Origin of the sequence: Frankia sp. CcI49, assembly GCF_001983215.1 — a bacterium.
GTDB lineage: Bacteria > Actinomycetota > Actinomycetes > Frankiales > Frankiaceae > Parafrankia > Parafrankia irregularis.
In genome coordinates this window covers 161,078-183,519 of record NZ_MOWP01000008.1, presented here as the reverse complement: position 1 = coordinate 183,519, position 22,442 = coordinate 161,078, and the positions used below count along the sequence as shown (strand labels likewise).

The window sequence follows — 22,442 nt, the reverse complement described above, 5'->3', positions numbered from 1 at the left end:
AGGCCCGCCTACCAGCGCAGGTCGGACACGGGGATGGACCCGTCGGGCGGCGGGCCGTCCGCCACGACGTGGCCGCTGGACAGCTCGACCACCCGGTCGGCGACCCGGGCGATCTCCCGGTTGTGCGTGACCACCAGGACCGTGCGGCCCGCGTCGGCCTGTGCCCGCAGCAGGGCGAGGATCTGCACACCGGTCCCGAAGTCCAGCTCACCGGTGGGCTCGTCGGCGAGCAGGATCGGGTTGCCGGTCGCCAGGGCACGCGCGATGGCCACCCGCTGCTGCTCACCGCCGGAGAGCTGGTGGGGAAAATGGTCGGCCCGATGCCCCAGGCCCACCTCGGCCAGCAGCCGTTCGGTGGTCTCCCGGGCCTGGCCGCGACCGGCCGCGTCGGCGCCGAAGCGGACGTTCTCCCCCGCGGTCAGCGCCGGGAACAGGTTGAACGACTGGAACACGAAGCTCACGGTCCGGCGCCGGACCTCGCGGCGGCGGCGGCGGGAGGCACCGGCCAGGTCGGCCCCGTCCAGCGTCACCGTGCCGCAGGTGGGGGTGTCGAGGGCGCCGACGAGGTTGAGCAGTGTCGTCTTCCCACAGCCCGACGGACCGAGGATGACGATGAAGGCGGCGCCCTCCACCCGCAGGCTCACTCCGGCCAGCGCGGTGACCGCCGACTCACCGGCCCCGTAGCGCCGGCCGACCCCGTCCAGCGCCAGCCGCGCGCCGGACGTGCCACTCCCCGCGCTGTCCGTACGACCTCTGTGATCTCTGTGATCGCCGAGATCCGGACGATCCGGACAGTCTGGGCGATCAGCGTCGCCACGGCTCCAGCGCACCGACCCCCCACTCGCCAGCCTGCGAACTACTCACRGCACACAGACAATACGTCACGCAGAGTAGTGGATCGCGATCGTCGGCGAGTGTACGGCGACATTCCGACTTCAAGCTTTGGCTGCTGCTGAGCAAGAGTTGAGGACTTTGGTCGTTCCGACAGCCAGGATCCTCAACCCTTGCGGATGGTCAAGCGACCCGGCGCCCCTTTTATCCCTCTTGAGGTGAATTGCTGGTGCGGCGCGACGGTGCGGGATGTCCCTTGGGCCGTGCTGACCGCCGGTCCGCTCAGCCAGGTCGGGCCGCGACCTCGGCATAGAGGCGGGCGGTCCGCTCGGCCACCGCGGCCCAGCCGAACTCGGCGACGGCACGCTCCCGGCCCGCCCGGCCCATCGCGGCGGCGCGGGCGGGGTCCGCGAGCACCTCGTTGACGGCTCCCGCCAGCGCCGCGGGGTCGTCCGGCGGGACGAGCAGGCCCGTCGAACCGTCCGCGACGACCTCCGGGATGCCGCCGACCCGGGAGGCGACCACCGCGGTGGCGCAGGCCATCGCCTCCAGGTTGACGATGCCCAGCGGCTCGTAGACCGACGGGCAGACGAACACGGTGGCGTGCGAGAGCAGCTGGATGACCTCGGGCTTGGCGAGCATCCCCGACAGCCAGACCACGCCGCCGCGGCTGGCGCGCAGGCCGTCGACCAGCTCGGTGACCTCGCGGTGCAGGTCCTCGGTGTCCGGGGCGCCGGCGCAGAGCACCAGCTGGGCGGCCGGGTCGATCGCCGCGGCGGCGCGCAGCAGGACCGGCAGGCCCTTCTGCCGGGTGATCCGGCCGACGAAGACGACATACGGGCGGTCGGGGTCCACGCCGTACCGCTCGAGGACGTCGGTGCCCGGGTCGGGGGCGTACTCGTCGGTGTCGATACCGTTGCGGATGACGTGGACCCGCGCCGGCTCGACCGCGGGGTAGGCGTCGAGGATGTCGGTGCGCATGCCGTCGCTGACCGCCACGACGGCCGCCGCGGACTCGATCGCGACCCGCTCGCACCAGGACGACAGCGCGTACCCGCCGCCGAGCTGTTCGGCCTTCCACGGCCGGCGCGGTTCGAGCGAGTGCGCGGTCATCACGTGCCCGATGCCCTCGACCAGCGAGATCAGGTGCCCGGCGAGGTTGGTGTACCAGGTGTGGGAGTGCACGACATCGGCGCCACCGGCCCGGTTGACCGCCGCGGCCATCGACAGGTCCATCGAGGCGATCCGCAGCGCGTCGTTCGCCCCGTCGAGGGCGGGCCAGGGCCGGTGCGCCCGAACCGCGGCCGCGCCGCCGCCGCTGCCACCGCTGCCACCACCAGCGCCGGCGGACGGAAGCTGGTCGCCCTCGTGGTGGACGGTCAGCTCCACCAGCCGGGCCAGCTCGCGGGCGAGGTACTCGACGTGTACCCCGGCACCGCCGTAGACGTTCGGCGGGAACTCCCGGGTGAGCAGCGCGACGCGCATCCGCTTCTCGATCCTCCGCAGGCTCGGCAGGTATGACAGGTTTCTTCGACAGGACGACAGGACGACAGGACGCCGGGGCGACAGGACGGGACGGCGGGGCGGACGCCGGTCAGTCGGCGATCGTGACGCCCTTGCCGACGACGGTCACTCCACCCGCGCTGACCTGGTAGCCACGATCCAGATCGTGCTTCTTGTCGACCCCGACACTCGCACCCGGAGGTACCACGACGTTCTTGTCGAGGATCGCGTCCCGGACCACGGCGCGCCGGCCGATGACCGTGTTGTCCATCACGACCGCGTTCTCCACCGAGGCCCAGGAGTTCACCCGGACACCGGGTGACAGCACCGAGCGCCGCACGGTCCCACCGGACACGATCACACCGTTGCTGACGACGCTGTCGATGGCGACACCCACCCGCCCGGGCGCGTCGTGGACGAACTTCGCCGGCGGGACGGGCGGGACGTTGGTGTAGATCGGCCAGTCGCGGTTGTACAGGTTGAACACCGGGTCGAGCGCGCACAGATCCATGTGCGCCTCGTAGTAGGAGTCGAGCGTGCCGACGTCGCGCCAGTAGCCGCGATCACGGGCGAGCGCCCCGGGCACCTCGTTGGAGGCGAAGTCGTACACCGCGGCCATGCCCCGCTCGACCAGCATCGGGACGATGTTCCCGCCCATGTCGTGCAGGCTGTCGGAGTTCGCGGCGTCGGCGCGCAGGACGTCGATCAGCACGTCGGTGGTGAACACGTAGTTGCCCATGGAGGCGAAGATCTCGTCCGGGCTGCCCGGCAGCCCCGGCGGATTCGCCGGCTTCTCCAGGAACTCGGTGACGGTGAGCCCGTCCGGCGCCGTGCTGATCACCCCGAACTCGCTGCCCTCCGAGCGGGGAACCCGCAGGCCCGCGACGGTGACCCCGGCCCCGGTCTCCAGGTGCTGGGCGACCATCTGGCGCGGGTCCATCCGGTAGACATGATCGGCACCGAAGACGACGACGATGTCGGGTGACTCGTCGTGGACCAGGTTGAGCGACTGGTGGATGGCGTCGGCGCTGCCGGCGTACCACTGCGGGCCGAGGCGCTGCTGCGCCGGCACCGGGGTCACGTAGTTGCCGAGCAGGTTGCTCATCCGCCAGGTGGTGGTGATGTGCCGGTCCAGGCTGTGACTTTTGTACTGGGTCAGCACCGCGATGCGCAGATACCCGGCGTTCACCAGGTTCGACAGCACGAAGTCGACCAGGCGGTAGATGCCACCGAAAGGCACAGCCGGCTTCGCCCGGTCAGCGGTCAACGGCGCCAGCCGTCGCCCCGCGCCACCTGCCAAAACAAGACCCAGCACCCGCGGGCTGCGCATTTTTCGGCCCGGCTTCCCCTCGTACGCCCGGATCCGGGATGGATCCGACCCGGCAGGGACCGGCCGTTCGGCAACCGGACAGGTGCTCTGGTTTCGCCGAATTCCGGTCATCCCGGAGCCTACAAGGGCGCGAGGCCGCCAGTAGCTACACGTCAAAAGAGTTAACCGATCCAGCCGTCTCCCGTCATCGACGGGAGGACGGCTGGATCACACCGGCGCGGAGATCAGACGTTGAAGCCGAGCGCCCGCAACTGCTCGCGACCATCGTCAGTGATCTTGTCCGGACCCCACGGCGGCATCCAGACCCAGTTGATCCGGACGTCGTTGACCAGGTTGTCCGGCCCGTCGACCAGGGCCGAACGGGTCTGGTCCTCGATGACGTCGGTCAGCGGGCAGGCCGCCGAGGTCAGCGTCATGTCGAGCGTGACGGTGTTGTCGTCGGCGATGTTGATGCCGTAGACGAGGCCGAGGTCGACGACGTTGATCCCCAGCTCGGGGTCGACGACGTCGCGCATGGCCTCCTCGACGTCGTCGAACGACGCCTTCTCCACGACCAGGGCCCGCTCGGCGGCCTGCGCTGCCGCAGGTGCCTGCGCCGACTCGGCGGCCGCGGGCGCCTCGCTGGCAGGCGCCTCGCTCACGGGCGCCTCGCTGGCAGGCGCCTCGCCCGCGGACACCGCGTCCACGGTCTCCTCGGCGGTGGCGACGGAATCACTCATGGCTACTTCTCCTGCTCGGGGACGGCGGCCTGGGCGGCGCCGGTGGCCTGCGCGGTCGCATCCTTCCAGGCCATCCAGGACAGCAGCGCGCACTTCACCCGGGCGGGGTACTTGGACACACCCGAGAACGCCACCGCGTCCTCCAGGACGTCCTCGTCACCTTCCTGGGTGCCGCGCGACTGCATCAGGGCCAGGAACTCACGTTCGAGCTCCAGCGCCGCCGCCACCGACTTCCCGATCACCAGGTCGGCCATCACGCTGGCCGAGGCCTGGCTGATCGAGCAGCCCTCGCTCTCGTAGGAGACGTCCGCCACGACACCGTCGGCGACGCGGACCCGCAGGGTCACCTCGTCGCCACAGGYCGGGTTGACGTGGTGCACCTCGGCGTCGAACGGGTCGCRCAGTCCACGGTGGTGCGGGTTGCGGTAGTGGTCCAGGATGATCTCCTGGTACATCGAGTCGAGCTTCACCTCAGGAAGAACCTCCTGACCTGGTCCAGTCCTTCCACCAGGGCGTCGACCTCGGCGGTCGTCGAGTAGAGGTGGAACGACGCCCGGGTCGTCGCGGGCACGCCGTAGCGCAGGCAGACCGGGCGGGCGCAGTGGTGCCCGACCCGAACGGCGATGCCCTGCTCGTCGAGGATCTGACCGACGTCGTGCGGGTGCAGCGGGCGGTCGTCGGAGTCACGCAGGACGAACGAGATCGCCCCACCGCGGTCCTGCGCCGTCGGCGGGCCGATGATCCGCAGGCCCGGCACGGCCGACAGGGCGTCGATGGCGTACGCGGTGACGTCGTGCTCGTGCGCGGCGATGGCGCCCATGCCCAGCCCGGTCAGGTAGTCGACCGCCGCACCGAGCCCGACCGCCTGGGAGATCATCGGCGTGCCGGCCTCGAAGCGGTGCGGCGGAGCCGCGTAGGTCGAGGCCTCCATGGTGACGACCTCGATCATCTCACCACCGCCGAGGAACGGGGGCATGACCTCGAGCAGCTCGCGCCGGCCCCACAGCACACCGATGCCGGTGGGCCCGCACATCTTGTGCCCGGTGAAGGCGAGGAAGTCCACCCCGAGCTCGACGACGTCGATCGGCATGTGCGGCACCGACTGCGAGCCGTCGAGCACGGTGAGCGCACCGACCTCGCGGGCCCGGGCGACGATCTTCGCGACCGGGTTCACCGTGCCCAGGATGTTGGACTGGTGCACGAAGGAGACGACCTTCGCCCGCTCGGTGATGACCTCGTCGAGGTGCGCGATGTCCAGCCGGCCGTCCTCGGTCAGCCCGATCCAGCGCAGCGTCGCGCCGGTGCGCGCGCACAGCATCTGCCACGGCACCAGGTTGGAGTGGTGCTCCATCTCGGTGATGACGACCTCGTCGCCGGGGCGGAGACGGAACCGCTCCGCCTCCGCCCCACCCGACACCGCGTTGCTCATCGCGTAGGCGACGAGGTTCAGCGCCTCGGACGAGTTCTTCGTGAACACGATCTCGCGCCGGTCGGGAGCCCCGACGAACGCGGCGATCTTGTCCCGGGCGTCCTCGTAGAGGGCGGTGGCCTCCTCCGCGAGCACGTGGATGCCGCGGTGGACGTTGGCGTTGTGCCGCTCGTAGTAGGCCCGCTCGGCGTCGAGGACGGCCAGCGGCTTCTGCGACGTCGCGGCGCTGTCGAGGTAGACCAGCGGCAGGCCGTCGTGCACGGTCCGGGCCAGGATCGGGAAGTCGCGACGGACCCGCTCGACGTCGAAGCCCAGACTGCTCGCCGCGACGGTTCCCGGCTGGCGGGTCTCGATGATCGTCATGACACCGCCGCCGGCTGCGCGATGACATCCGCGGCCTTGACGTACTTGTCGTAGCCGGACTCCTCCAGCTTGGCCGCGAGCTCCGGGCCACCCGCGTCCACGATCCGCCCGCCCGCCATGACGTGCACGAACTCGGGCTTCACGTACCGCAGGATGCGGGTGTAGTGGGTGATGAGCAGGATGCCCGTCTCCCCCTTGGCCCGGACCGCCTCGATGCCACCGGAGACGATGCGCAGCGCGTCGACGTCCAGGCCGGAGTCGGTCTCGTCGAGGATGGCGATCTTCGGCGCGAGCAGCGCCATCTGCAGGATCTCGTGGCGCTTCTTCTCACCGCCGGAGAAGCCCTCGTTGACGCTGCGCTCGGCGAACGCCGGGTCCATCTCCAGCCCGGCCATCGCCTCCTTGACCTCCTTGACCCACAGCCGCAGCTTCGGGGCCTCGCCGCGCACCGCTGTCGCCGACGAGCGCAGGAAGTTCGACACCGAGACGCCGGGCACCTCGACCGGGTACTGCATCGCCAGGAAGATCCCGGCCCGCGCCCGCGCGTCGACGGACATCGCCAGGACGTCCTCGCCGTCGAGGGTCACGGTGCCCTCGGTGACGGTGTACTTCGGGTGGCCGGCGATCGAGTAGGAGAGCGTGGACTTGCCGGAGCCGTTCGGCCCCATGATCGCGTGGGTCTCGCCCTTGCGGACGGTGAGGTCGACGCCGCGCAGGATCTCGCGCGGGCCGTCCGTGTCGGTGTCGACCGACACGTGCAGGTTGCGGATCTCGAGAACAGACACCGCTGTCGTCACCCTCGCTTCGGGTTCGTGTGAAGGTCGACGAGGACGTCGTCGCCGTCGATGGTCACTGGGTAGGTGGGCACCGGTTCGATCGCCGGCAGGCTGGTCGGCTCACCCGTGGTCAGGTCGAACTGGGAGCCGTGCAACCAGCATTCGATGAGGCCGTTCTCGACCTCACCCTCGGAGAGCATCACCTCGGCGTGCGAGCACTCGTCCCGCACGGCGTAGAACCGGCCGCCCGACCGGACGACGCACACCGGCTGGCCGTCGATCTCCACGCCGAGCGCGGACTCGTCGGCCAGGTCGGAGGCGGCGCAGGCCCGCCGCCAGGCCGGCCCGCCGCTGTCAGCGGCACCGGCCGTGCTGTCGGTGCCGGCGGCGGCCGTGCTGGCCGGGCTGTTCGACGGGGTCATACGCCCACCGCCGCCAGCTCCGCCTCGACCCTCGCCATGATGCGCTCGCGCAGCTCGGGGATGTCGATCCGGTCCACGATCTCGGCGAAGAAGCCGCGGACCACGAGCCGGCGCGCCTCGTCGGCGGGGATGCCGCGCGACATCAGGTAGAACAGCGACTCGTCGTCGAACCGGCCGGTGGCACTCGCGTGACCCGCGCCGACCACCTCGCCGGTGAGGATCTCCAGGTTGGGCACCGAGTCGGCGCGCGCGCCGTCGGTGAGCACCAGGTTGCGGTTCAGTTCGTAGGTGTCGGTGCCGACGGCGTCGGCGCCGATCATCACGTCGCCGATCCACACCGCGTGCGCCCCGTCGCCCTGCAGCGCGCCCTTGTAGGCGACCCGGCTGCGGCAGTTCCGCGCCTGGTGGTCGACGTACAGGCGGTGCTCCTGGTGCTGGCCGGCCTCGGTGAAGAACAGGCCGTAGAGCTCGGCGTCACCGCCGGGCCCGCGGTACTCCACCGTCGGGTTGAGCCGCACCAGGTCGCCGCCGAGGGTCACCGTGAACGAGCGCAGGCGGGCGTCGCGCCCCACCGAGTAGGCGTGCGCCCCCAGGTGGACGGTGTCGTCGGCCCAGTCCTGGACGGTGACGAACGTCAGCGCGGCGCCGTGGCCGATGTACACCTCGACGTTGCCGGCGAAGGTGGCGCTGCCGACGTGGTCGAGCACGACGGTCGCGGTGGCGAACGGGCCCAGCTCGACGAGCACGTGCTCATAGCTGACCCCGCCGTTGCCGCCGAGGCGGATGACGACCGGCTCGGTCAGCGCCGCCTCGGCCGGGACGGTGACGGACAGGCCGCCGTCGGACCGGGCCATGGCGAACGCCGCCGGGCGGTCGGCCGGGGTGAGCACGCGGCCGATCCGGGAGTCGGTCGGCGCGAGCCGCTCGATCTCCACGCCTTCCGGCGCGGAGACCTTCACGTCGATCCTGCTGTCGGCGGCCGGGCCGTTCAGCAGGCCGCGCAGGCGGCGCAGCGGGGTGAACCGCCACGCCTCCTCACGGCCGCCGGGTACTGCGTGGTCCTCGGGGTCACGGGACCGGACGGGACGCGGAGCTGCGCCAGCCTGCGCGGGAGGGCGTCCCGTGGCATCGATGACGGCCATCAGCCGACTGCGCCTTCCATCTGGAGCTCGATGAGCCGGTTGAGTTCGAGGGCGTACTCCATGGGCAGCTCGCGCGCGATCGGCTCGATGAAGCCACGCACCACCATCGCCATGGCCTCCTCCTCGGACAGACCACGGCTCATCAGGTAGAAGAGCTGGTCCTCGCCGACCTTGGAGACACTGGCCTCGTGCCCGATGGAGGCGTCGTCCTCGCGGACGTCGACATACGGGTAGGTGTCGGAGCGGCTGACCGTGTCGACCAGCAGCGCGTCGCACTTCACCGTCGACTTCGCGGAGTGCGAGCCCTCGTTGATCTGGACCAGGCCACGGTACGAGGTCCGGCCGCCGCCGCGGGCGACGGACTTCGACACGATGGTGGACGACGTGCGCGGCGCGGCGTGCACCATCTTGGCGCCGGCGTCCTGGTGCTGGCCCTCACCTGCGAAGGCGACCGAGAGCACCTCGCCGTGGGCCTGCTCGCCGAGCATCCACACGGCCGGGTACTTCATCGTCACCTTGGAGCCGATGTTGCCGTCGATCCACTCCATGGTGGCGCCCTCGTGGCACGCGGCCCGCTTGGTCACCAGGTTGTAGACGTTGTTCGACCAGTTCTGGATGGTCGTGTAACGGCAGCGCGCGTTCTTCTTCACGATGATCTCGACCACCGCGGAGTGCAGCGAGTCGGACGAGTAGACCGGCGCGGTGCAGCCCTCGACGTAGTGGACGTACGCGCCCTCGTCGACGATGATCAGCGTCCGCTCGAACTGGCCCATGTTCTCGGTGTTGATCCGGAAGTAGGCCTGCAGCGGGATCTCCACGTGCACGCCCGGCGGCACGTAGATGAAGGAGCCACCGGACCACACGGCGGTGTTCAGCGCGGCGAACTTGTTGTCGCCGACCGGGATCACCGAACCGAAGTACTCCTGGAAGATCTCCGGGTGCTCCCGCAGGCCCGAGTCGGTGTCGAGGAAGATGACACCCTGCTCCTCGAGGTCCTCACGGATCTTGTGGTAGACGACCTCGGACTCGTACTGCGCCGCCACACCGGCGATCAGGCGCTGCTTCTCCGCCTCGGGGATGCCGAGCCGGTCATAGGTGGCGCGGATGTCCTCGGGCAGCTCGTCCCAGTCGGCGGCCTGCTTCTCCGTCGAGCGGACGAAGTACTTGATGTTGTCGAAGTCGATGCCGGACAGGTCGGCGCCCCAGGTCGGCATGGGCTTGCGCTCGAACAGCTTCAGCCCCTTGAGCCGCAGATCCGTCATCCAGGACTGCTCGCTCTTCTTTGCCGAGATGCTGCGCACGACTGCTTCGGAGAGGCCGCGTTCCACGTCGACGGCGTAGGCGTCCGTGTCTGCCCAGCCGAACCGGTAGGAGCCAAGGCCCTCAAGGGCGGTCTCGGCAGAGGTGGTCATAGAGAACCTTCCGAAATATTGGATGGTTGTGATGTCTGCCCGGACGGGGCCATGTCGGGCGATGCACCCTGTGCCGACCTGGCCGGCGCCGGCCCGGGCTCGGCGGCCACGGCGCCCCCCGCTGACGGTGGGGGAAGCACCGTGATCGCCTCCACGGGGATCACCGGGATGTGCGTGGTGCAGACGCCGTCGCCATGGGCGATCGTCGCCAGCCGCTGCACGTGGGTGTCGAGCAGGCGCGACAGCATCGCCGTCTCGGCCTCGCACAGGGCCGGGAACTGCTCGGCCACGTGCTGGACGGGGCAGTGATGCTGACAGATCTGGGTGCCGGACGGCAGCTCGGAGACGCTGGCGGTGTACCCGGCCTGGGTCATGGCCGCGGCGATCGCCTCCGGGCGTTCCGCCGGCGGGACCGCGACGACCTCGTCGCGGATCTGGCGTTCCAGGTCGACTCCGCGAGCCCGGGCGAACTCGGCCACCGCGTCCGGGCCGCAGGCCTTCGCGAGGAAGCTCAGCGCGTTGGCCGCGAGATCGGAGTAGGCCGTCGGCCCGGCCCGGTGCCCGGCCTCGGTCAGCGCGTAGCGCCTGGCCGGACGACCCCGCCCGCGTGGGCCACGTGCCACGGCCGAGGCGGTCGTGATGGTGCCGTCCGAGGTCATCGCGTCCAGATGCCGGCGGACGGCGGCGGGTGACAGGCCGAGCTCGTGGGAGAGATCGGCGGCCGTCGACGGGCCGCGCTCGAGCAGAAGGCGCACGACACGATCACGGGTGCGACCGTCGGTCACACCCGTGGACGCCGCACCCGTAGGGGCCTCCTGCTCGGATTTCACAACACCAGTGTGCCCTATTTCCGTGACGCGGTCGAACCGAGGAGCCCGAGATCACCCGTCGCCCGCGCGACGTCCTTCATGACGCCGGATCACCGACAGCTGACAGGGCGTCTCCATCGCAACGGGACCGATCACCCGGTACCCACCCAGAACCGGCCCATCCGGGGGATGGGAGACTTCGCCTCGCACGCCACGGCACAGGAGGGCGACCTGCAGATGCGGACGATTCGCGCTATTGACCGCGACCGTGACCCCGATGACCGCGGCGGCGACCTTGACAGCGCGCCGCGGCCAACCGCCCCGCGGCCGGCGGCCTCACGACCCGCCACCGGGCGGCCGGCCGGGCCGGCCGGATCGGCCGCCCTGCGACCTGTCCCACAGCGAACAGCCACACTTCGGGTGGGCACGGACTGGCCGAGCCCAGGCCAGGCGGGCATCCGCCGGGCGGGCATCGGCCGGACCGGCCTGGTCACCCGGCGGGCCGCCGGCCGGGTCGTGGCCGTCGTCGCGGCGATGGTCCTGGCCCTCGCGGCCTGCGGTGGCGAGGAGACCAACGGCCTGCAGGACGCGTCCGCGGCCGAGGTGGGAACGCGCTCCGTCGAGGCGTTGAACTCCGCCGGCAGCGTGCACGTCGTCGGCACCGCCCAGGACCCGTCCGCCGAGGGGTCGACCCGCTACGACCTGGTGTTGTCGGGCTCGTCGGCCCGGGGCACCATCACCTCCGGCTCCGTCGTCACCGAGATCGTGAAGGTGGCGGACGACACCTACACCAAGGGCAGCCGCGCCTACTACGAGTCGATCGGCGAAGGTGACGCGGCCGACCTGCTGGCCGACAAATGGGTACGGCTCCCGGCGGAGGACGCCGAGCAGTACCGCCTCTTCACGATCGAGGGGTTCGCCATGGCCATCGGCGAGTACGTGGCGGCGCTGGACGGCAAGGTCACCACCGAGGACCTCGCCGGCCGCCAGGCGGTCGCGGCGGGCAGCGCGGAGGGAACCCGGCTGTGGGCGGCCAACACCGGCGACCCCGTCCCGCTGCGCCTGGACATGCTGAACGGTGAGCAGGGCCGGATGGAGTTCTCCGACTACGGCGCCAAGGTCTCGATCACGGCACCGGCCGGCGCCGTCGACCTCGCCTCACTCTCCTGATCCGTCCTCTGCTGATCCGTATCCGGTAGCCCCCCGGTAGCCCGGTGGCCCGGTGGCCCGGTTTGGCGGATCGCAAGAGTGAAGGATTTCGGTTGTTCCGACGACCGAAATCCTTCTTTCTTGCGGATCACCAGGCGAATCTGCGCCCCTTTTGGCCCTCTTGAGGTGAACTGCTGGTGCTGTCCGGGGGCTCGGGGTCCCGGGCGGGTCGCCGTGCGGCGGGTTGGCTCGGACCGACAGCGCATCCCGACATCACACACCGTCACCAGATGTGGATAAGGAGCCACTGAGGCGCGTCGCTGGATCCGTCGTCTACCGTGGTCGTCCGGCGTGGTGGGGCCGTCCGGCTCAGTGACTGGCCGGCTCGGTGACGAGCCGCGGCCTGCTGGACCCGGCTCGCGGATCGGCCTCGGAGGAGCGCGGCGATGCTCGTGGCAGCAGTGGACCAGGGGACCAGCGGCACCACGGTCTGCCTTCTCGACGACGAGGCCGGCGTCGTCGGTCGCGGCCACCGCCCGATCGGTGTGTCCTTCCCCCGCCCCGGCTGGGTCGAGCAGGACCCCCAGGAACTGCTGGACAGCGTCGTCGCGGCGGTCGCCGACGCGCTGGCCGACGCGGGGCGGCGCCCGTCCGACCTGGCCGCGATCGGCATCACCAACCAGCGCGAGACCACCGTGCTGTGGGAGCGCAGCACCGGGCGGCCGCTGTACCCGGCCATCGTCTGGCAGGACCGGCGCACGGCGGGGGCCTGCGAGCGCCTGGCCGCGGCCGGTCACGGCGAGCTCGTCGGGGAACGCACCGGCCTGGTGCTCGACCCGTACTTCTCCGGGACGAAGGCCGCCTGGGTGCTCGACCACGTGCCCGGCGCCCGGCGGGAGGCCGCGGCGGGCCGGGTCGCGTTCGGGACGGTCGACTCCTGGCTCGTCTGGCGCCTGACAGGCGGTCGGGCCCACATCACCGACGTCACCAACGCCTCCCGCACGATGCTGTTCGATCTGGCCCGCGGCGACTGGTCACCCGAGCTGCTCGAGCTGCTGGACGTGCCGCCCGAGCCGCTGCCGCGGATCGTGCCCAGCTCGAAGGTCTACGCCCACACCGACCGCGAGGTCTTCCTCGGTGTCGAGGTGCCGATCGCCGCGATCGTCGGTGACCAGCAGGCGGCGCTGTTCGCCCAGGGCTGCTTCGACCCCGGGCAGGCCAAGAACACCTACGGCACCGGGTCGTTCGTGCTGGTGAACACGGGCCCGGCACTGCCGCCCCCGCAGTCCTCCCTGCTGCGCACCGTCGCCTTCGGGCTCGACGGTGAGCCGCCGGCGTACGCGCTGGAGGGTGCGATCCTGTCGACCGGGTCCGCGGTGCAGTGGCTGCGGGACTCCCTCGGCGTGATCTCCGACAGCGCCCAGACCGCGCCGCTGGCCGCGTCGCTGGAGAGCAACGACGGCGTCTACTTCGTCCCCGCGCTCGCCGGGCTCGGCGCACCGCACTGGGATCCACGGGCCCGCGGGATGATCATCGGCCTCACCCGGGCCACCGGCCGGGCGCACCTGGCCCGGGCGGTGCTCGAGGCCATCGCCTACCGGACCAGGGACGTCGTCGAGGAGATGGCCGCCGGCGCCGGAGTGACCGTCACCGAGCTGCGGGCGGACGGCGGCGCGGCGAGCAACCCGTGGCTGATGCAGTTCCAGGCCGACATCCTCGGGATCGAGGTGGACGTCCCGGAGAACACCGAGACGACCGCGCTCGGCTCGGGCTACCTCGCAGGGCTGGCGACCGGCCTGTACTCGGGGCGCGACGAGCTCGACGCCCGGCGGCGCACCGCGGTCAGATACCAGCCGTCCATGAGCGCCGACCGGCGCGAGGAGCTGTACGGCCAGTGGCTGCGCGCCGTCGAGCGCTCCCGGGGCTGGGACCGCGACTGACCGGCCCGGCTCGCGACCGACCTGGCCGGCCCGCGGGCGGTCGGGCCATGAGCTGGTGGGCGGACGGGCGATCCGCCCGCGTTTAACCGAGTTCCCACACGACGGACCATCATGTCCCACACCCGGACAACGCCGCAGGACCACTTAAAGCCAACGGTAGATCGCGTCGAATTGAGAAAAGTGGCTGTCCGGCGACGCGATTTTTGCCAACCTGTAACAGGGGGCGGTTGGCGTCTCCTCGCCGCGCACCTAACCCCCGGACGGAGACCGTGACCGACGCGGACTACGCCCTGGAACTCGGCCGCCGCCTGCGGGCGGCCCGCAACCGACGTGGCCTGTCCCTCCTCGACGTCCAGGAACGTACCGAAGGCCGGTGGACCGCCGGGACCCTCGGCGCCTACGAACGCGGCAGCCGCACCCTGCGGGTGCACCGGCTCGTCGAGCTCGCGGAGCTCTATGACGTGCCGGCCACCCTGCTGGTCCCGCCGCCGGTCGAACGCCGCGAGACCGACGACCTGCCCCCGCTCGTCATCGATCTGCGCAGGCTGCGGAAGCTGCCGCCGACGCGGACCGGCCCGCTGCGCCGGTGGATCGCGATCGTGCAGGTGCTGCGGTCGGACAGTTCCCGCGATGTGCTGCGCCTGCGGCGATCGGACCTGCAGTCGCTGTCCCGCCTGTACAGCACCACCCCGGCCGTCCTCTACGAACGCCTCGGCGCCTGGGGCACGTTGATCGAGCCCGACGACGCGGCTCCCACCACCATGCGCCGGCGGTCGCCCGTGGTCCGGCCGGCACGCTCCCAGCCCCGCCACTGAGGCGATCGGCTCACACCGGGCACCCCCGCGCAGTCCGTAGGATCAGCGGCGTGACCGAGGTCCTGGCAGTCGAGCTGACCGAGCTGGTCAAGACCTACCGGCGGGCAGCGGGTGCGTCGGGTGCGGGGCAGGCACGTCCGCGGTACCTGAAGGCGGGTGCGGCGCAGGCGCAGGCCGGGTCACCAGCCCCGTCGAGGCGTGGCTCGTCCCGGTCCCGCGGCCGTGCCCGCGACGCCCGGGCCGCCCATGGCGCCCACGACCGCGCGCCGGACGACACGACCAAGCGTGATGAGGGCATCCCCCCGCCGGCCGAGGTACGCGCGGTCGACGGGCTGTCGCTGGGCGTCTCGGCCGGGTCCGTGACGGCGGTCCTCGGGCCGAACGGTGCCGGCAAGACGACCACCATCGAGATCTGCGAGGGCTTCCGCTCCGCCGACAGCGGCGGCGTCCGCGTGCTCGGGCTGCACCCGGTGCGCGACGCGGCCGCGCTGCGCCCGCGGGTCGGCGTGATGCTGCAGGCCGGCGGGATGTACCCGGGTGCCCGCGCCGGCGAGATGCTGCGCCTGATCGCCGCGCACCACGCCCACCCGCTCGACACCGGCGCGCTGATGGAACGGCTCGGRCTGACGGAGGTGGCCGGCACGCCGTTCCGCCGGCTCTCCGGCGGCCAGCAGCAGCGACTCTCGCTCGCGATGGCCGTCGTCGGCCGCCCGGAGCTGGTCTTCCTGGACGAGCCCACCGCCGGTCTCGACGTCCAGGGCCGCCGTGACACCTGGGAGCTCATCGAGGAGCTGCGTCTGTCCGGCGTCACGGTGGTGCTCACCACCCACGCCATGGACGAGGCCGAGCGCCTCGCCGACCAGGTCGTGATCGTGAACCGGGGCCGGGTCGTCGCGGCCGGTTCGCCCGCCGAGCTCACCCGCGGCGGCGCCGAGGGCCAGCTCCGCTTCCGCGCCCCGGGCGGCCTCGACGTCGCGCGCCTGCTGCTCGCCCTGCCCGACGGCACGACCGGCTGGGAGAACCCGCCCGGTCACTACCTGGTGCAGGGCACCATCGACCCGCAGCTGCTCGCCGCGGTCACCGCGTGGTGCGCCAGCAACGGTGTGCTCGCCGAGGACCTGCGCGTCGAGCAGCGCACCTTGGAGGACGTCTTCCTGGACCTGACCGGGACGGAGCTGGAGTGAGATGAGTGTCATCGAGGCCACACCTGCCCCCGTGCTGGATCTCCGCCCGGCGCCCGGAGCCGCGTCCCGCGGGCGGATGCTGGCCGCGCAGACCCGGCTCGAGCTGACCCTCACCCTGCGCCGCGGCGAATCCGTGCTGCTCACCCTGATCATCCCGATCGGTCTGCTCGTCTTCTTCGCGGCCGTGGACGTCCTGCCCACCTCGCAGGCGGCGCAGCGCTCGGTGGACTTCCTCGTCCCCGGCGTGCTCGCCCTGGCCGTGATGTCGACGGCGTTCACCGGGCAGGCGATCGCCACCGGCTTCGAGCGCTCCTACGGCGTCCTCAAGCGGCTCGGGGCCTCGCCGCTGCCGCGGTCGATCCTGCTCGCCGGCAAGACGCTGGCCGTGCTCGCGGTGGAGATCGTCCAGCTGGTCCTGCTCGTCGCGGTCGGGTTCGCGGTCGGCTGGGAGCCGCACGGCTCGGCGGCGAGCGCGGGCTGGGTCGTCCTGCTGGTACTGCTCGGGACGGCAGCCTTCTCCGGGCTGGGACTGCTGATGGCCGGCACGTTGCGGGCCGAGGCGACACTCGCCGCGGCCAACGGGGTGTACCTGTTGCTGCTGCTGATCGGCGGGGTCGTGTTCCCCCTCGAGGAGCTGCCCGGCTGGATGCGGGTGGTAGCCGAGGGGCTGCCGACCGCGGCGCTGTCCGACGGGCTGCGCGCGGTGCTCGCCGAGGGCGCCGGGCCCGGCGCCGGCAACCTGATCGTGCTGGCGGCGTGGTCCGTCGGTGCCCTTGGGCTGGCTGCCAGGTTCTTCCGCTGGGAGTAAGGCGGGTGGCACCCCGGTAGTGGCGGCGCACACCCCGTCGGCCGGCACCCGGCGGATTACTATGGCCGCGATGCCATCTTCTACCACTCGTCGGAGCAAGCCCCGCGCCGACGGCGACGCCAGCCCTGCCGGCAACCACCAGACCCGGGCGAGCCGTGCGGCCCGGGCAGCGGGCACCGGCCGGCTCCCGGTGATCGGGCTGCGCATGTTCCGGCGCCTCACGCTGGCCAGCGTCGTCCTGCTCGCGGCGATCGTCGTCACCGGCGGTGCCGTGCGGTTGACCGGCTCCGGTCTCGGCTGCCCGACCTGGCCGCAGTGTGGTGACGGCTCGTTCACCCCCCACTCGGCCTACGCGATCAACGGCGCGATCGAGTTCGGCAACCGGCTGATCAGCATCGTGGTCGGCCTCGTGGTGCTGGCCCTGCCCATCGCGGCGCGCCTGCTCCAGGAGAAGCGGCGCGATCTGCTGCTGCTCTCGCTCGGGCTGTGGCTGGGCTTCGTCGGCCAGGCGGTGCTCGGTGGCATCACCGTCCTGGTCAAGCTGCATCCGGCGACGGTGGCCGCGCACTTCCTGCTGTCGATGGTGCTGCTGTTCAACGCCGTCGCCCTGCACCGCCGGGCCCGGCAGGCCGACGGGCCGACCCCGCTGGCGGTCCGACCGGAGCTCGCCTGGCTCGCGCGGGTCGTGGTCGTGGTCGCCGCGGGCGTCCTCACCCTGGGCACCGTCGTCACCGGCACCGGCCCGCACAGCGGCGACAGCGAGGAAACCAAGCGGTTCGGCTTCGACATCGTCAACGTCGCGCAGCTCCACGCCGACGGCGCGATGGTCCTCACCGGCCTCACCCTCGCCATGATCTTCGCCGTGCGGCTCGCTCCCGTCCCCGCCGAGGCCCGGCGCAGCGCACACGCCCTGCTGCTCACCGTCGTGGCCCAGGCCGCGATCGGGTTCACCCAGTACTTCCTCGGCATCCCGGCGCTGCTCGTCGGCCTGCACATGGCCGGCGCGACGATCATGTGGATCGTCACCATCCAGCTCTGGCTGGCGATGGGCGAACGGGCCCCGGCCACCGAGGCGGCCTGGGCCGGCTCCGCGGCGCGCGTCCCAGCTCCCGCACCCGCCACCGCGTGACGGGCACCGCCTGACACCACACCCCGGAGCCGCTGCTCCGGACCGGCTCAGGGTCCGGACCGACCCAGCGTCCGGACCAGCTCAGGGCGAGACGAGCGGGGTCCCGCCGGAGGTGGGCTCGTCTGCGCCGGCCGCCGGGCGCTCGTACCAGACCGTCCGGCGGACGTAGTCGATGTGGCTGATGATGATCCGCACCACCCGCCGGGACACGTCGTCCACGTCATAGGCCGCGACGGGGCTGTTCCTCCGGCTGCCCCTGGCCTCGCCGGTGGCCAGGCCGACGGCGGCGAGGACGCGGTCGGGGCGGGGCAGGCAGGAGACCACCGCACCGGTGTCGACCCCCTCCGGATGTTCGTGGGCCTCGCGGATCACCACCGCGGGGAAGCCGAGCAGGGACGCCTCCTCCGTCACCGTCCCGCTGTCGGAGACCACACACAGCGCGGCCCGCTGCAACGCGATGTAGTCCGCGAACCCGAAGGGCCGGCAGAACCGGACGAGGCCGTCGACCGACGGCGCCCGCCCGGTCGCCTCCAGCGCGTCGAGGCGCGCCCTGGTCCGTGGATGGGTGGATACGATGACCGGCACCCGGTAGCGGGCGGCCAGCCCGTTCAGCGTCTCCAGCAGGCCGGCGAGCAGCTCGGGACGGTCGACGTTCTCCTCCCGGTGCGCGCTGACGACCAGGTAGTGGCCAGGCGTCACGCCCAGCGTCGTGAGTGCCTCGGAGGCCTCGACCAGCGGCAGGTAGGCGTTCAGGACCTCCTTCATCGGCGAGCCGGTGACGAAGATCCGCTGCGTCGGCAGGCCTTCCGCCAGCAGGTTCCGGCGGGCATGCTCCGTCGAGGCGAGGTTGACATCGCTGAGATGGTCGACGAGCCGGCGGTTGATCTCCTCGGGCACGCGGTCGTCGAAACTGCGGTTGCCCGCCGCCATGTGGAACACCGGGATGTGCCGCCGCCGCGCCGCGATCACCGCCAGCGTGGTGTTGGAGTCCCCGTAGAGCAGCAGGGCGTCGGGGGACTCGTCCGCGAAGACCGCGTCGGCGCGGGCGATGACCCGGCCGATGGTCTCCGCCGGGCTCGCTCCGACGGCGTCCAGGAAGTGGTCCGGTTTGCGGATGCCCAGCTCGTCGAAGAAGACCTGGTTGAGCTCGTAGTCGTAGTTCTGCCCCGAATGGACCAGGCAGAGGTCGACCACCCGTTCCAGGGCGACCATCACCCTGCTGAGCTTGACGAGCTCAGGCCTGGTCCCGACCAGGACCATGACCCGCGGCCGATGCTCGGCGGGCCCGCGGCGCACCGTCGGCGCGGCTGACGGCTCGCCCACGATCTCCGTACGCAGCCCGTGCTGGGGGACGGTCGCGCGGGCCGCCGAGGCCTGCCGCTGGGCGGCCTGCCGGTCCCGGTCCGGGGACAGCCGGCGGCTGGGCACGGTCGGCACGGTCGGCGCCGCCGGCCCGGCCGGACCGGCGGGGGTGAACGGGGTCGACGGCGCCGTCGGCACGGTCGGACCGGACCGGACGACGGTGCCGTCCCCGACGACACCGTCCGCCGTGCCCACCAGGCCGCCTGGGCGCGGCCCGGACCTGGCCACCGGAATCCGGTGCGGCAGCTGGGACCCCGGCTCGGCCGCACCACCCAGCCCGGCCGAGTCATCGCGCCCAGCCGAGTCACTGCGCCCAGCCGAGTCATCGCGCCCAGCCGAAGCATTCAGCACACCCACGTCATCCAGGGCGTTCAGTCCCTCCAGGACACCCCGGGCACCTGTGCCGCCTCGGGCCGGGGAATCCGGGGCGCCCGCGTCCACCTCCGCGTCCGCAGGCGCGACCGCACCGTCCGGGGCGGAGCGCAGCGGGTCCGACCACACGGAACCCGACGCCGCCGCACCGCGCTGGCGCTGCGACCTCCCACCGGGGAGCAGCCCCCGGAGGAAGCCCGTCCGGGCCGGCTCCTCGCCGTCCCCGTTGTCGGTGCCACCCGTCGTTCTCGACACGTCGTTCTCCTCTCTACCGGAGAAGATCCACTGTCACCGGAGAAGATCTACTGGCTCGGTCCACGGTTCAGGCGTCGGCGCGCACTCCGTTCGACGCCGACGCGCCCGCCGCCGCCGAGGCCTCGGCCGACGCAGGGGCTGGGGCTGGGGCTGGGGCTGGGGCAGGCGCTGGGGCCGACGTCGCCGTCGGCAGCGACGTAGGTGTCAGGCGGCCGGCTGATGCCGCCCGGCGCACTCCGGGCACGTCCGCGCCGTGCGCGGAACCGCGTCTGGAGCCCCCCTCGATCTCGCGCCGCTCGATCGCGGTCGCCAGCTCGTCCACCATCGCCGCCCAGACCGGCGGCCGGTAGCCCGTCACCGACCACAGTCGACGTGCGGACAGAGCCCGGTTGCGCACCTCGTCGTCGCTCGGAACGATCTCCAGGTTGTGCCGGCCGAGCCGGTCAGCCAGCATCGTGAGCAGGTCGAACTTCGTGATGGGCTCGGAGGCGAGGTGCCAGACCCCGCTCAGGTCCGGATGCCCGACCAGGGCTAGATGCACGAAACGGGCGAACTCCGCGGTGGTGACGCCGCTGTAGACGACCCGGCGATACCCCGGGATCCGGCCGGTGGCGGACAGGAACCACTCGACCAGGCCGGCGGGAACGGCGGCCGTCTCCAGCCCCAGCACCGACGTCCGCAGCGTGAGTGTTCCCGGCTCGGTCAGCTCACCGAGCAGCTTGGTCATCCCGTGGGCGTCGACCGGATCCGGGACGTCGTCCTCGTGGTACTCGCCCAGCCGCCCGGAGAACACGCAGTCCGAGGAGACGTGAACGAGCCTCGCGCCCGCGGCACCGCACAGCCGGGCGAGGCGGTGTGGGAACAGCGCATTGACCTCGATCGCGGGTTGCATGCCTTGTTCACCCACCCGCCGCGCGGTCAGGCCGACCGCGTTCACGACCGCGTCGGGGCGCGTCGCCGCGAAGACGTCGACCAGGCTCTCCGGGTGGCACACGTCCACTCCGCACAGGACCCGGTCGGCCGGCGACGGCGAGCTCGGAGCGTGCGCCCGGACAGTCGCGGTGACGTCGTGGTCGCGGACGAGTCTGCGCACCAGCTCGCCGCCGAGCATTCCGTCGCCACCGAGAACCAGTACGCGCATCCGCTCCTCCTCCTTCTCCGACCGTGGTCACGCCAGGGGCGACACGCCGGATGGTCGGTCTCCGGCCGTTCTGGTCTCCGCCGGTTGGCTGCCAACCAGCCAACGCCAGGCAAGTATGACTCTAGGTAGTCAATTGATCGCCATCCGAGGTGGTGGCGCGCCGAGACCAGCCGGCATCAGACACCAGAGACCGCACATCACGACCCACATCGCCCATCACCACCCGCGCGGGTCAGTGACACCCGAGGCGCGCCGAGCGGAGATGCCGGACACAGACCAGGATGGCACTACTCTCTGCACCTGAGCGCAAACTCTGCGGGTATGCAAGGTCTCGAACCGGCCGCCCGCGCGGAGCGGGACGGAGAACGGTGGGAACAGGTCGGTGGACCGCCGCACCAGGACAGGTCGCCACGCTGCCCGGTCGCGACCGACGCCTACGCCACCTCCGCAACAGCCACGGCGAGATCTGGGTGAACATCACCTCGTCGCACCTGGTGCTCGCGGACTTCGTGAACCTCGACCCGTCCTACTCGCCCGGGCTGGTCGGCGCGTATCCCGCGCTGGGGTGGGCCCGTGCCCTGCACCGTGCGCTGTGTGCCTCGCGAACGCTGAGCCTGCTGCGCCGGACGGGCACGGCCGCCTGGCGGGCGGTCCGGTGGCCACGGCTGGCGGCCACGCTCACCCGTCACCTCCCGCGCAGGCCCGCACGCCCAGGACGGTCCGGACGAGGCCGCGGCCGTGGCTGGGCCGTCCGCCGGCAGTGGGAGGCCAGCCGGACGGCGGTTGTCGTCCGGCACCGGCCGGGCCGGCGACTGCCGTTGGCCGACGGCTCGGTTGATCACATCCTCTGCGCGCATGTCGTGCAGGAGCTGCCGCCGCGCGTCGCCGGCCGGGTGCTGGCGGAGTGCGCCCGCATCCTGCGCCCCGGTGGCACGCTCCACCTCGTGCTGCCAGATCTCCGCCAGGCAGTGGACCGCTATGTGCGCGGTGAGATCGACGCCGACGAACTCGTCGCCTGGCAGCGRCTGAACGACGGGCACCGACCGGCCGACCCGCGCCGCGCTCGGCACCCGCGGCGCCGTGAACCGGCCGACCCGCAGAACCGCTGGCACTACGACGAGCACACCGCGCGGCGCCGGCTGGTCGCCGCCGGATTCCACCTCTCGCGCACGCCCACCCCCAGCACCGGGCTGGTCGAGACGGATCCGGTCTCGCTGCATCTGGTGGCCGTCCGGCCCTGAGCGGCGGGCCGAGACCGGATCAAGCCACGCCACGCGCCGGATCGGACGGGTCCGGATTCGAGTCGGCTTGCAGGACGTTCCGTGCACCTTGGTGGACGAACCGCACAGTCCAATACGTCCGTCACATAGACTTGTTGTCCTGGTTCAGCCCGCGGCGACCATCACATCACCGTTGCAGACGAGCAGCATTGCTATTCATTGACTTATTGTCTGCATTCGCCGGCATCAGCTGGCTCCCGGTGTGGTGAGAGGGGCGAGATGGAGGAGGCCGGCACGCGGCCTGTCGGAGATCCATCCAGCCCGACGGCAC

20 protein-coding genes are annotated in these 22,442 nt (G+C 71.8%); 7 read left to right on the top strand and 13 right to left on the bottom strand.

All coding sequences use genetic code 11. The features are described 5' to 3' along the window. Positions 1-8: 8 nt before the first annotated feature. The 11 genes from CcI49_RS08305 to CcI49_RS08255 all read right to left on the bottom strand — a co-directional run bounded on the left by CcI49_RS08305 (position 9) and on the right by CcI49_RS08255 (position 10,757). Entirely contained in the window at positions 9-644 is a 636-nt protein-coding gene (locus CcI49_RS08305; protein WP_235497933.1) for an ABC transporter ATP-binding protein, read from the bottom strand. A 469-nt stretch (positions 645-1,113) separates the two neighbouring features. Further along, entirely contained in the window at positions 1,114-2,316 is a 1,203-nt protein-coding gene (gene glgA / locus CcI49_RS08300; protein WP_076825476.1) for a glycogen synthase, read from the bottom strand. 109 nt (positions 2,317-2,425) lie between these two features. Continuing rightward, the gene (glgC, locus tag CcI49_RS08295; RefSeq protein WP_076825474.1) at positions 2,426-3,664 is read right to left on the bottom strand and encodes a glucose-1-phosphate adenylyltransferase; all 1,239 of its coding nucleotides are present in this window, start codon (positions 3,662-3,664) and stop codon (positions 2,426-2,428) included. Between the two features lie 224 nt (positions 3,665-3,888). Next, positions 3,889-4,383, bottom strand: coding sequence for a metal-sulfur cluster assembly factor (locus CcI49_RS08290; RefSeq protein ID WP_054566959.1), 495 nt, complete (start codon positions 4,381-4,383; stop codon positions 3,889-3,891). Positions 4,384-4,385: 2 nt separating this feature from the next. Beyond that, positions 4,386-4,853 (bottom strand): Fe-S cluster assembly sulfur transfer protein SufU, encoded by a 468-nt coding sequence (gene sufU / locus CcI49_RS08285; RefSeq protein WP_076825472.1) that lies wholly within the window; start codon positions 4,851-4,853, stop codon positions 4,386-4,388. Beyond that, positions 4,850-6,175 (bottom strand): cysteine desulfurase, encoded by a 1,326-nt coding sequence (locus CcI49_RS08280; RefSeq protein WP_076825470.1) that lies wholly within the window; start codon positions 6,173-6,175, stop codon positions 4,850-4,852. Before CcI49_RS08280 ends, sufU begins: the two co-directional genes overlap by 4 nt. Further along, positions 6,172-6,960, bottom strand: coding sequence for a Fe-S cluster assembly ATPase SufC (gene sufC / locus CcI49_RS08275; protein WP_054567268.1), 789 nt, complete (start codon positions 6,958-6,960; stop codon positions 6,172-6,174). Before sufC ends, CcI49_RS08280 begins: the two co-directional genes overlap by 4 nt. Before the next feature lie 8 nt (positions 6,961-6,968). Beyond that, positions 6,969-7,373 (bottom strand): non-heme iron oxygenase ferredoxin subunit, encoded by a 405-nt coding sequence (locus CcI49_RS08270; RefSeq protein ID WP_076825466.1) that lies wholly within the window; start codon positions 7,371-7,373, stop codon positions 6,969-6,971. Beyond that, positions 7,370-8,515: a Fe-S cluster assembly protein SufD gene (gene sufD, locus CcI49_RS08265; protein WP_076825464.1), complete on the bottom strand. Its 1,146-nt coding sequence runs from the start codon at positions 8,513-8,515 to the stop codon at positions 7,370-7,372. Before sufD ends, CcI49_RS08270 begins: the two co-directional genes overlap by 4 nt. Next, positions 8,515-9,927: a Fe-S cluster assembly protein SufB gene (sufB, locus tag CcI49_RS08260; protein ID WP_054566955.1), complete on the bottom strand. Its 1,413-nt coding sequence runs from the start codon at positions 9,925-9,927 to the stop codon at positions 8,515-8,517. The genes sufD and sufB overlap by 1 nt, the downstream gene beginning before the upstream one ends. Beyond that, positions 9,924-10,757 carry an ArsR family transcriptional regulator gene (locus CcI49_RS08255; protein WP_054566954.1) on the bottom strand — a complete coding sequence of 278 codons (834 nt, stop codon included), beginning with the start codon at positions 10,755-10,757 and terminating at the stop codon, positions 9,924-9,926. Before CcI49_RS08255 ends, sufB begins: the two co-directional genes overlap by 4 nt. A gap of 399 nt (positions 10,758-11,156) precedes the next feature. On the opposite strand from CcI49_RS08255, the gene CcI49_RS08250 reads away from it, so the two are divergent. The 6 genes from CcI49_RS08250 to CcI49_RS08225 all read left to right on the top strand — a co-directional run bounded on the left by CcI49_RS08250 (position 11,157) and on the right by CcI49_RS08225 (position 17,761). Continuing rightward, entirely contained in the window at positions 11,157-11,906 is a 750-nt protein-coding gene (locus CcI49_RS08250; protein ID WP_241839960.1) for a hypothetical protein, read from the top strand. Positions 11,907-12,331: 425 nt separating this feature from the next. Continuing rightward, a complete protein-coding gene (gene glpK / locus CcI49_RS08245) occupies positions 12,332-13,825 on the top strand; it encodes a glycerol kinase GlpK (RefSeq protein ID WP_076825462.1) in 1,494 nt (497 codons plus the stop codon). Positions 13,826-14,094: 269 nt separating this feature from the next. Then, positions 14,095-14,640: a transcriptional regulator gene (locus tag CcI49_RS08240; RefSeq protein WP_076825460.1), complete on the top strand. Its 546-nt coding sequence runs from the start codon at positions 14,095-14,097 to the stop codon at positions 14,638-14,640. A gap of 50 nt (positions 14,641-14,690) precedes the next feature. Continuing rightward, on the top strand, positions 14,691-15,824 hold the full coding sequence (locus tag CcI49_RS08235) for an ABC transporter ATP-binding protein (RefSeq protein WP_076825458.1): 1,134 nt from the start codon (positions 14,691-14,693) through the stop codon (positions 15,822-15,824). A gap of 1 nt (position 15,825) precedes the next feature. Continuing rightward, positions 15,826-16,632, top strand: a complete 807-nt coding sequence (locus CcI49_RS08230; protein ID WP_054566952.1) for an ABC transporter permease — start codon at positions 15,826-15,828, stop codon at positions 16,630-16,632. Between the two features lie 61 nt (positions 16,633-16,693). Further along, positions 16,694-17,761, top strand: a complete 1,068-nt coding sequence (locus tag CcI49_RS08225; RefSeq protein WP_076825456.1) for a COX15/CtaA family protein — start codon at positions 16,694-16,696, stop codon at positions 17,759-17,761. 81 nt (positions 17,762-17,842) lie between these two features. On the opposite strand, the gene CcI49_RS08220 is transcribed toward CcI49_RS08225, so the two are convergent. Together CcI49_RS08220 and CcI49_RS08215 are read right to left on the bottom strand one after the other, a co-directional pair. Further along, complete coding sequence (locus tag CcI49_RS08220; RefSeq protein WP_083749370.1) at positions 17,843-19,750, bottom strand: UDP-N-acetyl glucosamine 2-epimerase; 1,908 nt, start codon at positions 19,748-19,750, stop codon at positions 17,843-17,845. 67 nt (positions 19,751-19,817) lie between these two features. After that, a complete protein-coding gene (locus tag CcI49_RS08215) occupies positions 19,818-20,891 on the bottom strand; it encodes an SDR family oxidoreductase (protein WP_076825454.1) in 1,074 nt (357 codons plus the stop codon). Between the two features lie 368 nt (positions 20,892-21,259). Here CcI49_RS08215 and CcI49_RS08210 point away from each other — a divergent pair, with 368 nt between their 5' ends. Further along, on the top strand, positions 21,260-22,132 hold the full coding sequence (locus CcI49_RS08210; protein WP_235497930.1) for a class I SAM-dependent methyltransferase: 873 nt from the start codon (positions 21,260-21,262) through the stop codon (positions 22,130-22,132). Positions 22,133-22,442: the final 310 nt, after the last annotated feature.

Coding starts and splice junctions, on each gene's coding strand:
- glgA (WP_076825476.1), bottom strand. CDS start 2,316: ATGCGCGTCGCGCTGCTCACCCGGGAGTTCCCGCCGAACGTCTACGGC.
- glgC (WP_076825474.1), bottom strand. CDS start 3,664: ATGCGCAGCCCGCGGGTGCTGGGTCTTGTTTTGGCAGGTGGCGCGGGG.
- CcI49_RS08290 (WP_054566959.1), bottom strand. CDS start 4,383: ATGAGTGATTCCGTCGCCACCGCCGAGGAGACCGTGGACGCGGTGTCC.
- CcI49_RS08280 (WP_076825470.1), bottom strand. CDS start 6,175: ATGACGATCATCGAGACCCGCCAGCCGGGAACCGTCGCGGCGAGCAGT.
- CcI49_RS08270 (WP_076825466.1), bottom strand. CDS start 7,373: ATGACCCCGTCGAACAGCCCGGCCAGCACGGCCGCCGCCGGCACCGAC.
- sufD (WP_076825464.1), bottom strand. CDS start 8,515: ATGGCCGTCATCGATGCCACGGGACGCCCTCCCGCGCAGGCTGGCGCA.
- sufB (WP_054566955.1), bottom strand. CDS start 9,927: ATGACCACCTCTGCCGAGACCGCCCTTGAGGGCCTTGGCTCCTACCGG.
- glpK (WP_076825462.1), top strand. CDS start 12,332: ATGCTCGTGGCAGCAGTGGACCAGGGGACCAGCGGCACCACGGTCTGC.
- CcI49_RS08230 (WP_054566952.1), top strand. CDS start 15,826: ATGAGTGTCATCGAGGCCACACCTGCCCCCGTGCTGGATCTCCGCCCG.
- CcI49_RS08225 (WP_076825456.1), top strand. CDS start 16,694: ATGGCCGCGATGCCATCTTCTACCACTCGTCGGAGCAAGCCCCGCGCC.
- CcI49_RS08215 (WP_076825454.1), bottom strand. CDS start 20,891: ATGCGCGTACTGGTTCTCGGTGGCGACGGAATGCTCGGCGGCGAGCTG.